We start from the raw sequence: 13,915 nt of genomic DNA, 5'->3' as shown, positions 1-13,915 counted from the left end.
TTTAATGGCTAAAAAAATTGAAGATTTATTAAATAATGATGCCTTTACTACTAGGCATATTGGCTCTTCAACTGAGCAGAAAAATCAGATGCTTGATTATCTTGGTTTTGACAACTTAGATAAGTTAATTGATGAGATTGTGCCAGATGTTATTCGTCGAAAAAAACCGATGAATATAGCTAAAGGTATGTCGGAGTTGGCAGCCCTTAAAAAATTAAGAAATCTAGCTAGAATGAATATTCGTTATAAGTCATTCATTGGCCAAGGTTATTACAATGCAATTACACCACCAGTAATTCAGCGCAATGTTCAAGAAAATCCATCTTGGTACACTGCTTATACTCCTTATCAGCCAGAAATATCTCAAGGCCGGTTAGAGGCATTAATGAATTTTCAAACAATGGTCTCAGACTTAACAGGGATGGATTTAGCCAATGCATCAATGCTAGATGAGGCGACCGCTTGCGCAGAAGCTATGACTTTGTGTCATCGAGTTAGTAAATCTAAGAGTAATATCTTTTTTGTAGCTAATGATTGTTTTATTCAAAATATTGAAGTAATTAAAACTCGAGCTGAGCCACTAAATATTGAGGTCGTTGTTGGTGACCCTCTAACTGATCTAAAAGAGCTTGATTGTTTTGGAGTGTTATTGCAATATCCTAATACTTATGGCGGCTATAGTGATTACTCAAATTTAATAGAATTAGTTCATCAAAAAAAAGCTCTCGTTGCAGTTAGTGCAGACTTACTTTCTTTAACACTTTTAAAGCCACCTGGTGAAATGGGTGCAGACATAGTAGTTGGTAATACTCAAAGATTTGGAGTGCCAATTGGTTATGGTGGTCCTCATGCTGCCTTCATGTCTATCAGTGACAAATACAAAAGGTCTATGCCTGGGCGTATTATTGGAGCATCGGTTGATACTAAAGGGAGGCTTGCGTATAGACTAGCGCTTCAGACTAGAGAGCAACACATTCGCCGTGAAAAAGCGACAAGTAATATTTGTACTGCTCAAGCTCTTCTGGCAGTTATGGCAAGCATGTATGCTGTTTATCATGGACCAGAAGGACTTAAAAATATTGCTGATCGAATTTTTCGCTATACAAGTGTTTTTGCTGACGGCATGTCAGAAATGGGATTTCGTATTTTAAATGAGACATTTTTTGATACATTAACTATAGAAGTTGAGAACTCTGATGCAGTAGTTATGCAAGCTGAAAAGAATGGATACAACATAAATGTTTTTAGTAAGACACTTGTTTCAGTTTCATTTGATGAGCTGAGTGCTCCTGAGGATATAGAGTGCTTATGGAAAATATTTAATACAGAATCTGGCCTAAATACTCAAATTATATTTGAAAAAAATAAGACTCAAATTCATAAAAGTCTTAAAAGAAAATCAAGCTACTTGACGCATGATGTTTTTAATACCTATCGATCAGAAACAAATATGATGCGCTATATTAGGTATTTGGGGGATAAGGATATTGCACTTGATCGTTCAATGATTCCTCTTGGTTCATGCACAATGAAGCTTAATGCTGCAGCAGAATTAATACCAGTATCTTGGCCAGAATTTTCTCAGATCCATCCAGCAGTTCCAATGAATCAAGTCATAGGTTATCAGGAGATGATTAGTGAGCTTGAAGAAATGCTTTGTGAGGCAACAGGTTATGCTGCAATATCACTGCAGCCTAATTCAGGAGCTCAGGGCGAGTATGCAGGATTAATTGCAATTCGTGCTTATCATCGAAGTAGAGGTGAAGAAAATAGAAATATTTGTTTAATCCCATCTTCTGCCCATGGAACTAATCCAGCATCTGCACAAATGGCTGGTATGAAGGTAATCGTAATTGATAGTGCAGAGGATGGCAATATTGATCTTTTAGATTTAAAAGCAAAAGCAAAAGAGCATGCTGAAAATTTAGCTGCAATAATGATTACATATCCTTCGACTCATGGAGTATTTGAAAAGGATGTAAAAGAGGTTTGCGAAATTGTTCATAATGCTGGAGGCCAGGTTTATATTGATGGTGCTAATATGAACGCAATGGTTGGTGTTTCTGCTCCAGGTGAATTTGGAGGCGACGTTTCACACCTTAATTTACATAAAACATTTGCTATCCCCCATGGCGGCGGTGGCCCTGGAGTTGGGCCAATTGGTGTTAAAGAGCATTTAGTACACTTTTTACCAACAACGCCATTAAATAACACAGATGTTGGAAGTATTTCTGGGGCCCCATGGGGTTCTGGCAGTATTTTGCCTATCAGTTGGATGTATATTGCAATGCTTGGTAAAGAAGGCCTTTATGCTTCTACATGCAATGCAATTTTAAATGCAAACTATATATTAAAGAGACTTGAAGAGCACTATCCAATACTTTATAGTGATGAAAATGGTAGGATTGCCCATGAGTGTATTATTGATATTAGGCCCATTAAAGACACAGTTGGTATAAGTGTAGATGATGTAGCTAAGCGACTCATTGATTACGGTTTTCATGCCCCAACCATGTCATTTCCAGTTGCTGGAACGTTGATGATTGAACCAACAGAGTCTGAGTCATTAGATGAGCTTGATCGATTTTGTGATGCTATGATACAAATCAGAAAAGAGATACTAAAAGTTGAGTCTGGAGAATACTCTACAGAAGATAACCCGCTAATTAATTCTCCACATACTTTAGAAATGGTAACATCTACGGAATGGAATTTTTCATACTCCAGGGAAGAGGCAGCATATCCTGTCGAAAGTTTAAGGCGAGTTAAATACTGGCCGCCAGTTTCGCGAGTGGATAATGTCTATGGCGATAAGAACTTAATTTGTTCTTGTCCAAGTGTAGAAGATTATAAATAAAAATTTTATGACATCATTTTTGATTAGTGTTTTAGGTGACGATAAACCTGGCCTTATTGACGGTCTTTCAAAGATTATTGTGGCCAATAATGGTGACTGGATTGAGAGTAATATGTCCAGCTTTGAAGGAAAGTTTGCAGGAATTCTGAAGGTTAATGTGCCATCCAAAAATGCTACTCAATTAAGTAAAGAGTTGGTTTCATCGTCTTTAGGATTGCAAATAGCATGCGAAGAAACTTCTCCATTAAAACAATCTAATGTAAAGAGTTATAACATTGAACTTATTGGTCAAAATCATGTTGGCATTATCAATAAACTATCTCATGTTCTAGCAGATGATTTGCAAGCAAATGTAGAGGAGTTAAATACCGAGATAATTGATGCCTCTATGTCTGGAGAGCAGCTTTTCAAAGCACAAATTACTCTTCATTTGCCAGTCTCCCTTGACGAAAACCTTATTAGAGATAAGCTTGAGCTAATTGCAGACGAGATGATGGTAGAGATATATTCTTACGAAAGTTAGGATGGTTTAATTAGTAAGAGTTATTATTTCTTTTGATCTAGAAACTTCCATAAGCAATAAATGGACCATTTCTATAATTAGACTTTCCATAGTTAAACGGCTTATCATTTGGATGCTTAACTGAGCCACCTGCACATCTCAATACAGCATCTCCAGCAGCAGTGTCCCATTCCATAGTTGGACCAAATCGAGGATAGACATCAGCCTCACCACAGGCAACTAAACAAAATTTTAATGAAGACCCAATGGATGTTGTATTCTTAATTTTATGATCATTTAACCAAGTATTTGTTAATTCGTCACGATGAGAAACACTCGCTACAGCAACAGCTCCAGATTGAGGTAATTCTCGAATAGTTATAGGCCTAATTAAGTCATTTGATTCTTCGAAAGCGCCAGTTGTAACTGATGCAAAAAACATCCTGTTAAGTGCAGGTGCATAAACAACCCCTAAAGTTGGAATGCCATTTTCAATAAGTCCAATATTTACAGTAAATGAACCTAAGCCATCTTTTTTAAGGAACTCTTTTGTGCCATCAAGTGGATCTATGAGAAAAAACTGATTCGTAGCTTTTGAACTATGACTTTTTGAGTCTTCTTCTGAGATAATTAGGATCTCTGGGGTAATCTCTTTAAGTTTTTTAAGAATTACATGCTCGGCAGCTTGATCTGCAAGGGTTACGGGCGACCCATCTTCTTTGAAGTCGATCTTTATTGAATTGGCATAGATTTTCATAATCTCATTGCCAGCTTCTCGAGCCGCTATCTGCAACTCTTGTAGTAGGTAAGAATAATCAATAGTATCCATTTATCTGAGTTTTAGAGCTTTATTAAAACTACTAAGCAATAATATTATGCTCTGGGCCAAATGGAAATTTAGTTATGTCATAGGCGCTATCTTCAGTTAATACCATAACATCATGTTCACGATAACCACCAGCACCAGGCTGACTTCCTGGAATCATAATCATAGGCTCCATAGAAACAACCATATTTTTTTGCAGCACTGTATCTATATCCTCTCTTAGCTCAACTCCAGCTTCACGGCCATAGTAGTGAGACAAAACTCCAAATGAATGACCATATCCAAAAGTTCTGCTTTCAAGTAAGCCATACTCTTCAAAAATTTTATTCAGTTCAAGTGCGATGTCTTTGCATGCAACTCCTGGCTTGATAAGTTTCATTCCTTCCTCATGTACCTTTACATTAATTTCCCACAATCTCAGGGATTCGTCATCAACATGATCATAAAATAATGTTCTTTCGAGTGCAACATAGTAGCCTGCAATCATTGAAAAACAATTAAGACTAAGAATATCACCTTTTTGAACTTTCCTAGTAGTCACGGGGTTGTGCGCGCCATCAGTATTAATGCCAGATTGAAACCAAGTCCAGGTGTCCATTAGCTCTGAGTTTGGAAAGCGCTTAGCAATCTCTCTGACCATAGCCTGCGTTGAGTGAAGAGCTACCTCATGTTCTGGCGCACCTTCTTTAATCGCCTCCACTAGTGCTGCCCCACCTATATCACAAACATTTGCCCCCTGAATAATATGAGCAATTTCTTCATCTGATTTGATAGAGCGCATCTTCATGCAATCAACTGAAATATCAATAAATTTTGATTTGTTAAATGCACCTTGAAGCTTATCTAAACGCTCTTTAGTTATATGGTCATGTTCTATGCCAATTTTATTGCCGTTATTTACAAGCTGCTGCAGGGCATAAAAGAAACTATCTTTTTGCCAGTCCGTGTAGACTAGGTTTTCACCAAAAGTTCGGCGCCAAGGTTGACCACCATCAATATTTGCAGTTACTGTTGTTGCTTTATCCTGAGTCACAACAAGCGCGTAAGGTCTCCCAAAAGAACAATAGAGGAAGTCACTGTAATAATTAATACTATGAATAGATGTAAAAATTACACTATCAATATTATTTTGTGCCATATGACTTCTAAGGCGTTCTTGACGGTTTTGGAATTCCTTATCACTGAATGTATGAACTATATTATCACCATTTGGTATAAGTATTGTTCTTGGCATATTCATAGCGACTCCTGTGCATGAGTTAATTTGTGCGGATGTTAATCAATTACCTTTAGTATAGCAAGCTTTTTTAATATATATTTTTTTAGTTTCTTTCAAAGGAAGTTAGCGCCATGATCTAAAACTTTAATCTCATTGCGGTTTATTTAAAACTGTTTCACGTATGAATGTATAAAATCCTGAAGCTACAACAATTGTTGCTCCAATAAGGGTAAGGCTATCTGGCCTCTCCCCAAGAATTATGATTGCAAGAAGCATTGCAAATACTATTCTTGAATATCGAAATGGGGATATAACTGACATTTCGCCAATCCGAGAAGAAATAACAAGTGAATAATAAGCAATTACTCCAAAGGTAGACGCTCCAATAAAATAAATAATTTGATTTAATGTTGGAATTATCATTGGTGAGTTGAATGGAATAATCAAAATACCTGAAATCCCAAAAGCTATAAAGGCATATAAGGCAATCGTAACTGAAGGAAGCTTAACTTGCATTGCGCGAGTAGCTAGATCTCTGGCAGCTAAAAATAAAGATCCAAGCAGTGCAAAGATTGATGCTGGCATAAAACCTTCAAAGCCAGGACGCACAATCAGTAACACACCCATGAAGCCAATAAATACTGCAGTCCAGCGCCTCCATCCTACTTTTTCCCTAAAAAATATGACAGCTCCAATGGTTACTAGTAATGGCGTTATTTGCAGGATTGCTGTGGCAGATGAAAGTGGCGTTAAGGCAATTGCTGTAACAAAAAATACCGCTCCCAGAAGCTCACAAATTGTGCGAATTATTACATGCTTGTTTAATAGCTCTTTATGAAAAATTGGTGCACGCTGAAGAAGTGCAATAATTAGAAAGACCATGCTTCCAGTAAAGCCAAGAATTATTATTACTTCTGATATTGGAAAATGAGCCGATAGCATTTTGATAAATAAATCTTCAAATGCAAACCCTGCCATAGCAAGAATCATGAATAAAATACCTCTCAAGTTTTCCATGATTTTTCTTTGATCCATAGGGCTAAAGTTGAATTTTAACTGCTACTATGATTTGAATCTACTTATTTTTTTGAACAAATAATATAAGTAGGCTAAATGTTTCAACTTGGTACATAAAAAAATGATTGACAGATATATATTTTAAGAACACAATGCGCAAATAATTAATGTCAATCATTATGTTTAATAGGGGTTTCATGCAGAATAGATATTTTCTTGGATTTTTATTAGTCGTTATCAGCGGAATCATCTGGAGTTTTGGTGCGCCACTTGTACGCCTACTAGAAGATGCTGAAAACTATAGACTTCAATATCTACTTTATAGGGGTTTAATAATCACATCGGTGATTCTCATTTATGTAGCATTTAGAGAAGGCAAAGATTTTTTTCTTACGTTTAAGAGGATTGACTCCTGGAGTTTGGTCGGAAGCGTTGTAATGTCATTTACATTTTTTGGATGGATTTATGCATTAACAACAACAACAGTAGCTATTACTCTATTAATGCTTGCGCTGTCCCCAGTTCTTTCTGCGTTTTTAGGCTACCTTATTTTAGGTGAAAGGTTGAGCCCTATCACTTTTATAAATATGTTAATTGTTGCTGCTGGAATTACAATTATGGTTTGGGATACTGAAAAATCAACTACTTTATTAGGCGTTGTTTATGGTTTCTTTGTAGCTTTGGGTTTTGCAATATACACAATTACAATTCGAAAAAATCCTGAAGTGCCTAAATTATTAACGCCTGCCCTTGCTGGCTTTTTTTGCATGTTATGGGCAACAATTTTAATTCTAGTAAGTGGAAGTAGTTTTGAAATGGCCTCAGCCAATATTGGAATTAGTATGATGCATGGCTTAGTAGTTGGAGTTGGCCTTATATTATATGGCTTAGGGGCAAAATATTTGCCTAGTGGTGAGCTTGTAATGCTTTCATTACTTGAGGTTGTTTTGGGTATTTTTTGGGCATGGCTTCCAATATTCGGCATTCACGAGGTTCCGAGTACAAACACTTTAATTGGCGGTTGCGCTATATTTATGGCGATTATTTTTCAGGGAATGAATGCTAGAAAAAAACATATAATTCCTATGCCTTAGGGTAATTTTTTAATTGGGTTTTAAAAACAGTTTGTTTTTCTTTTGTTATTTATACAACCTTATAAGGCAATGATAAAATTGTAAATAATTATTTAAATATTGAGTTGAAGTAAGATGAGTGAATTAATTTTTCCTAATATAAATATTGAAAATCTTGATCGATGGGTGGGAGACCTTTCACCTCTAGAGTGTATTGAGATTAAAAATGAAACTCACAATGTTAAGAGTTTTACTTTTAAATCCAAGAAGGATGCATGGTTTCAGTTTTTGCCAGGACAGCATACAACTCTATTTTTAAATATAGATGGTATTGAGGTAATGAGAACTTATACCATTGCCTCCAGTCCAACGAGACCCCACACAATTACCATTACCAATAAAAGGATGCAAGATGGGGTCGTTACAAACTGGATGCATGACAGTTTGAAGGTTGGTGATTGCATTGATGCCCTTAATATTGGAGGGTCTTTTAGTGTTGCCCTTGATCAGCCTAGGCCCAAAATTTTACTCATGTCAGGTGGAAGTGGTATTACCCCAATGCTCTCAATGACAAGATATTTTATTGATTTATCTATAAATGTTGATTTAGTCTTTATCCATAATGCACAATCTCCCAAAGACCTAATTTCAAAAGAAGAGCTTGAGTTTTATGAACTTCATCAGACTAACTTTAAAAGGCATTTTATATGTGATAAACCAGATGCAAACTGGGAGGGACCTAGTGGATTTTTAAGTTCTGAACTGCTTTTAGAGCTTGTGCCAGATTTCATTGATAGAGAGGTATATTGTTGTGGGCCAGAACCTTATATGCAAAATGCAAAAAAGATTTTAGAATCGAGCAATTTTGATATGTCTGCTTATCATCAAGAGAGCTTTGATATTGAGAGTTCAACTGCTCAAAGTAATATGGCAGTTAATCTGGAATTGCCAGAACATAAAGTTCCAGATAGTGGAATAAATGAATATAATGTCACCCTGTCGAAGAGTGATAAGGTGGTGTCTTGTGGCAGTAATTCGAGTATATTGGTTTCAATTCAAAAACAAGGCATTACAGTTCCTTTTGCTTGCTCTATGGGGCTATGTGGAACATGTCGTACCAAGATGATAGAAGGTACAGTTGAGATGGATTCTCAGGGCGGGCTTTTAAAGTCTCATGAGGAAGAGGGTTACATACTTACTTGTTGTTCTTATCCCACAAGTGACGTAGTTCTTGATTTATAGTTTTATTGTTTGAGCTTAAATTATTATGCAAAAAAAATATTCTTGGTATTCGTTATTTAAGGCTGGATTAGGCAATCAAGAATGGGATCAAGCGATCCCATTATCAAAACCTAAATCTAAGTACGATGTTATTATTATTGGTGGTGGTGGCCATGGACTAGCTACAGCTTATTATTTAGCTAAAGAGTGCGGTATTACAAATGTAGCGGTTCTTGAAAAAGGCTATATTGGTGGTGGAAATACTGGCAGAAATACCACTATTATTCGTTCAAACTATTTAAGAGATGAGGCCTCTAGTCTTTATGAGCACTCCATGAGACTTTGGGAGGGGCTTAGTGAGGATCTAAACTTCAATGTTATGTTTAGTCAGAGAGGAGTATACAACCTTGGGCACACTCTGCAAGATATGAGAGATATTGAGCGAAGAGTAAATGCTAATGTGCTCAATGGTGTTGATGCCGTAGTAGTTGACCACAAGGAGATAAAAGAACAAATTCCAATTATTAATACTTCTAAAAATGCAAGATACCCAATTATGGGAGCATCTTTCCAGGCACGTGCTGGCGTTGCTAGGCATGATGGTGTTGCTTGGGGTTTTGCCAGGGCCGCTTCAAATCTTGGAGTTGACATTATACAAAATTGTGAGGTTATTGACATCGAGGTTGAAGAAGGAAGAGTAAAAGGCGTTAAGACAACACTGGGTGATATTATGGCAGATCGAGTTGGCTGCGTAAGTGCAGGGCACTCTTCAGTTGTTGCAAAAATGGCGAGATTAAGATTGCCAGTTGAAAGCCACCCTCTTCAAGCATTTGTGTCTGAAGCTATGAAACCAATTCTTCATACGGTAGTAATGTCTAACGCTGTTCATGGTTACGTAAGCCAAAGCGATAAGGGAGATTTAGTTATTGGAGCTGGTATTGATGGTTACAACTCATATGCTCAAAGAGGTAGTGCAAAGATAGTAGAACATTGCGCTGCTGCAATACTTGAATTGTTTCCAATTTTTTCGAGAGTTCGTATGAACCGTCAATGGGGAGGCATAGTTGATGTTTGCCCTGATGCTTGTCCTGTAATTAGTCCAACAAAAGTTGAAGGGCTTTACTTTAACTGTGGCTGGGGAACTGGAGGCTTTAAAGCGACTCCAGGCTCTGGAAATGTTTTTGCTCACACTATTGCCCAAGATAAGCAGCATGAGTTAGCAGTTCCATTTCATATTGATCGTTTTACAAGTGGAGCTCTTATTGACGAGCACGGTGCAGCAGGAGTTGCACATTAGTTATATATAAAGGTAATATTATGTTTTTGATAGATTGTCCATATTGTAAAGAATCGAGAGATCAAAATGAATTTTCTCCTGCTGGAGAGGCTTTCATTGCCAGACCTCAAAATCCTGAAGAGCTTAGTGATGATGAGTGGGCTGATTATGTATTTTATCGCACTAATCACAAAGGAGATCACTGGGAGCAGTGGGTCCATACTAATGGATGTCGTAAATATTTCTTAGTTAAAAGATCTACGATTAGCCATGAAATTCTTGAGGTTGCGGCATTTGGAGAGGTAATGAGCGAGAATCCATCATGAGATTAAAGAATCATAAGAGTGACTTTATAGATCAATCTGAAGCTCTAAGCTTTATATTTAATAACAAATCCTATAAGGGGTATAAGGGAGATACCTTAGCTTCTGCATTAATAGCAAATGACGTTCTGTTCTTTGCTAGAAGCTTTAAGTATGGACGTAAGCGTGGCTTAATGGGTTCAGGTGTTGAAGAGCCTAACGCACTTGTTTCACTAGAAATTGGTGAGCGCTATACGCCTAATTTGAAGGCAACTGAAGTTATGCTTTATGATGGCTTAAGTGCAGTGAGCTCTAGTAATCCAAATTCAATTGATTTTCGCGCTTTAATTAAACCATTGCATCGATTTATGCCAGCAGGTTTTTATTATAAAACCTTTATAAAGCAAAAGGTATGGGCAATGGTTGAAGATAGCTTAAGATCACTTGCAGGCTTTTCAAAAGCACCTACTGAAAAAGATAAGGATGTTTATGATCATATTTTCCATCATACTGAGGTCCTTGTTGTTGGAGGTGGCGTAGCAGGAATAACTGCTGCATTAGAAATTCTCAATAACTCTAAAACAACAAGGGTTATATTGGTTGATGAGCGAGCACATTTAGGTGGGGAGTTATTTAATGAATTTAAAAGTGATGATAATGCCATTAGTTGGCATTATGATAATCTTAATAAGTTACTTGAATTTAAAAATGTAGCTAATAGTCGTTTGAAATTACTCTCCCGATCAACAGCCTATGCTTGGTATGACCATAACTATATAGAGGTATTGCAAACTAATGCTACTGGTGAGTCATTAATATCAGAAGGTACACAATCTGCTAGGAAAGTGCTTCATAAGATAAGAGCTAAAGAAGTTATATTGGCAACTGGTGCTCATGAGCGCCCTATGTTATTTGAAACGAATGATTTGGCAAATATAATGTTGAGTCAGTCTGTTAGGCGTTATCTTAATGAGTTTGGTGTAATTTCGGGCAAAGATGTTATTTTGTATGGCAATAATGACAGCATCTACAGCACAGCAATTGACATCAATAATAATGAGATTAACTGTAAGGTCATTGATATTAGACCATCTGGTGTTGAGAGTGAAACTGTTTTAAAGGCAAAAAAATTAGGCATTGAAGTTCTCCAGGGTTATGCTGTACTAAAAGCACACGGAACAAATCTTGTAAAAGGTATTGAGGTTTCTTCGGTTGAAATGCAAGGCAAGAAGTGGAGGCTTACTAGTCCTTCAAAAAGATTAAATTGTGACTTATTGGCAACATCAGGTGGCTTTAATCCTGTGGTCCACCTTGACTGTCATTGTGGCGCAAAAACTTTTTTTGATGAAGATTCCCAAGCTTTTTTGCCACAAAAGGAGCGAAAAAATAGACAAGTGTGTGGCTCAATTAGCGCCATTGGATTTTGGCAGGATGCTGTAATTGATGCAAAAAATAAAGCTCAATTGACTCTTTTATCTTTGGAAGAAATTAAGAAATCTACTCAAGATACCATGAGTGAAAATTATTTAGATTACTACAATACTAGTCAATTTTTTGTGCCAATAGAAATTCTGAATAGGCCAAAAGTGTTTATTGATATGCAAAATGATGTGACTACTTTAGACGTTGCTCTGGCAATTAGGGAAGGGTATCGCTCGATTGAACACATTAAGCGTTACACTGCTATGGGATTTGGAACTGATCAAGGTAAAACTGGTAATATCAATGGTATCGCTGTTGCAGCCCAGTTCCTAGATGTTCCTTTGTCTGAAGTTGGAACAACTACATTTCGTCCAGCTTATACTGGAGTTGATTTTGGCGCTATGGCAGGCAGGGAAGTGGGAGGTTTTTTTGATCCCCAACGGTATACAACAATCCACGACTCTCATTTAGAAAGTGGAGCAGAGTTCGAGGTTGTAGGCCAGTGGTATCGACCTTGGTATTATCCAAAGGGTGGAGAAGATATTCATCAAGCAGTTAATAGAGAGTGTCTTGCTGTTAGAACTTCACTTGGAATGATGGATGCATCAACTCTTGGAAAAATTGATGTTCAAGGGAAAGATGCTAGAGAATTTTTATCCAGAGTTTATACCAATGCTTGGATGAAGCTTGCTCCAGGAAGCTGTCGTTATGGGCTTATGTGTAATGAGAAAGGAATGATCATTGATGATGGTGTTTCAACCTGTATAAATGATAATCATTTTATTATGACTACGACAACTGGGGGTGCTGCAAGCGTTTACTCTGCTCTAGAGATGTGGCTTCAAACTGAATGGAGCGAATTAGATGTTCACCTTAGTAGTGTTACAGACCAATTTGCAACCGTCGCAGTTGTTGGACCCAATGCTCGTAACTTGATGAAAGTTCTATGCCAAGACATTGACTTTGAGCGTGATAATTTTAAATTTATGCAGTGGCGACCTGGAACAGTATGTGGTGTAGAAGCAAGGATTATGAGGATTAGTTTTTCTGGCGAACTTGCTTATGAAATTAATATTGAAGCTAATTATGGTCGGTATATTTGGGATGAGGTTGCATTGGCTGGAAAGCCATGGAATATAACGCCTTATGGAACTGAATCAATGCACATACTTCGCGCGGAGAAAGGTTATATTATTGTTGGTCAAGACACTGATGGTTCAATGACGCCAATGGATGTCAATATGAAGTGGATCCTTGCAAAAGATAAACCTTTTTCTTACATTGGCCGTCGTTCTTTTAGTATTTCTGCACTCAATTCTGATGATCGCTTTCAACTAGTAGGTCTATTAACAAAAGATACCCATGTTGTGCTTCCAGAAGGTTCTCACATAATTAATAATAAAGGAAGTTCCATAGGTTATGTGACCTCCAGTTATTTTAGCCCCATACTTAGAAGGTCAATTGCAATGGCCCAACTTAAGGGTGGCCTTTCAAAAATGACTGAAATAGTATTAGTTAAAATTGTTCAAGAGAAACAAGGTTTAAAGGAAATCCCTTGTGAAGTTTCTAGTAGTGTTTTTTATGATATTAAAGGTGAAAAGGTGGATGGTAATGAGTAGTTTAGTAGAAAACAATATTCCGGAATTTAGAACAACTTTTCAACCTGTTTTGGATCAGGATGGTTTTCTTATTAATCAGGATGACCTAGTTTGCCGTGAGATTATAGATTTATCTTTAATGGTTATAAGAACATCAAAAGATCATAAAAAAAATGCTAATAGTATTAAAGACATTTTTAATGCAGAGTCACCTAAATCTTTATCTGTAAGCCTCAATGACAATGGTGATAGTTTTCTATGGATAAGCCCAGATGAAATTTGGTTGCTGCATAATAGAAATAATAAAGATCAACTTCTTGAAAAGTTTAAATTACTCCCTAAAGGAATGACTACGACAGATAGTTCTGGAGCTTATGGTATTCTGGAGTTTTCAGGAAATAATGTAAACACCTTATTGTCTAGATGGATGAGTTATGATTTAGAGGGTTTCTTGACTATAGGAAAAGTTGTATCAACAACATGTGGGCAAGCACCAGTTTGTATTTATCGAAATATTGAGGGAAATTTATTGATGATGGTTAGACACTCGTTTTCTCATTATGTTGCTGGATTATTAAAGGATAGTGCAAAAAGAATATAAG

11 protein-coding genes are annotated in these 13,915 nt (G+C 36.9%); 8 read left to right on the top strand and 3 right to left on the bottom strand.

What is annotated here, in order from left to right:
- Positions 1 to 4: 4 nt before the first annotated feature.
- Together gcvP and ABXT69_RS08310 are read left to right on the top strand one after the other, a co-directional pair.
- On the top strand, positions 5 to 2,857 hold the full coding sequence (gene gcvP, locus ABXT69_RS08315) for an aminomethyl-transferring glycine dehydrogenase (protein ID WP_416677906.1): 2,853 nt from the start codon (positions 5 to 7) through the stop codon (positions 2,855 to 2,857).
- 7 nt (positions 2,858 to 2,864) lie between these two features.
- A complete protein-coding gene (locus tag ABXT69_RS08310; protein WP_416677905.1) occupies positions 2,865 to 3,380 on the top strand; it encodes a glycine cleavage system protein R in 516 nt (171 codons plus the stop codon).
- 37 nt (positions 3,381 to 3,417) lie between these two features.
- On the opposite strand, the gene cysQ is transcribed toward ABXT69_RS08310, so the two are convergent.
- The 3 genes from cysQ to ABXT69_RS08295 all read right to left on the bottom strand — a co-directional run bounded on the left by cysQ (position 3,418) and on the right by ABXT69_RS08295 (position 6,439).
- Complete coding sequence (gene cysQ / locus ABXT69_RS08305; protein WP_416677903.1) at positions 3,418 to 4,188, bottom strand: 3'(2'),5'-bisphosphate nucleotidase CysQ; 771 nt, start codon at positions 4,186 to 4,188, stop codon at positions 3,418 to 3,420.
- A gap of 31 nt (positions 4,189 to 4,219) precedes the next feature.
- Positions 4,220 to 5,425: an aminopeptidase P family protein gene (locus tag ABXT69_RS08300; RefSeq protein ID WP_416677902.1), complete on the bottom strand. Its 1,206-nt coding sequence runs from the start codon at positions 5,423 to 5,425 to the stop codon at positions 4,220 to 4,222.
- Between the two features lie 129 nt (positions 5,426 to 5,554).
- Positions 5,555 to 6,439: a DMT family transporter gene (locus ABXT69_RS08295; RefSeq protein WP_416677901.1), complete on the bottom strand. Its 885-nt coding sequence runs from the start codon at positions 6,437 to 6,439 to the stop codon at positions 5,555 to 5,557.
- Between the two features lie 179 nt (positions 6,440 to 6,618).
- On the opposite strand from ABXT69_RS08295, the gene ABXT69_RS08290 reads away from it, so the two are divergent.
- The 6 genes from ABXT69_RS08290 (at position 6,619) to ABXT69_RS08265 (ending at position 13,914) form a co-directional block, all read left to right on the top strand.
- A complete protein-coding gene (locus ABXT69_RS08290) occupies positions 6,619 to 7,515 on the top strand; it encodes a DMT family transporter (RefSeq protein WP_416677899.1) in 897 nt (298 codons plus the stop codon).
- 114 nt (positions 7,516 to 7,629) lie between these two features.
- Positions 7,630 to 8,736 (top strand): 2Fe-2S iron-sulfur cluster-binding protein, encoded by a 1,107-nt coding sequence (locus ABXT69_RS08285; RefSeq protein WP_416677898.1) that lies wholly within the window; start codon positions 7,630 to 7,632, stop codon positions 8,734 to 8,736.
- Positions 8,737 to 8,761: 25 nt separating this feature from the next.
- The gene (locus ABXT69_RS08280; RefSeq protein WP_416677897.1) at positions 8,762 to 10,012 is read left to right on the top strand and encodes a sarcosine oxidase subunit beta family protein; all 1,251 of its coding nucleotides are present in this window, start codon (positions 8,762 to 8,764) and stop codon (positions 10,010 to 10,012) included.
- 20 nt (positions 10,013 to 10,032) lie between these two features.
- Positions 10,033 to 10,317 (top strand): sarcosine oxidase subunit delta, encoded by a 285-nt coding sequence (locus ABXT69_RS08275; RefSeq protein WP_416677895.1) that lies wholly within the window; start codon positions 10,033 to 10,035, stop codon positions 10,315 to 10,317.
- Positions 10,314 to 13,334, top strand: coding sequence for a 2Fe-2S iron-sulfur cluster-binding protein (locus ABXT69_RS08270; RefSeq protein WP_416677894.1), 3,021 nt, complete (start codon positions 10,314 to 10,316; stop codon positions 13,332 to 13,334). Before ABXT69_RS08275 ends, ABXT69_RS08270 begins: the two co-directional genes overlap by 4 nt.
- Positions 13,327 to 13,914: a sarcosine oxidase subunit gamma family protein gene (locus ABXT69_RS08265; RefSeq protein WP_416677893.1), complete on the top strand. Its 588-nt coding sequence runs from the start codon at positions 13,327 to 13,329 to the stop codon at positions 13,912 to 13,914. Before ABXT69_RS08270 ends, ABXT69_RS08265 begins: the two co-directional genes overlap by 8 nt.
- Position 13,915: the final 1 nt, after the last annotated feature.

This window comes from Candidatus Pseudothioglobus sp. Uisw_016, from assembly GCF_048087635.1.
Classification (GTDB): Bacteria; Pseudomonadota; Gammaproteobacteria; order PS1; family Pseudothioglobaceae; genus Pseudothioglobus.
Note: the sequence above shows the minus strand (reverse complement) of the source record. Positions and strands in the feature narration are given on the sequence as shown.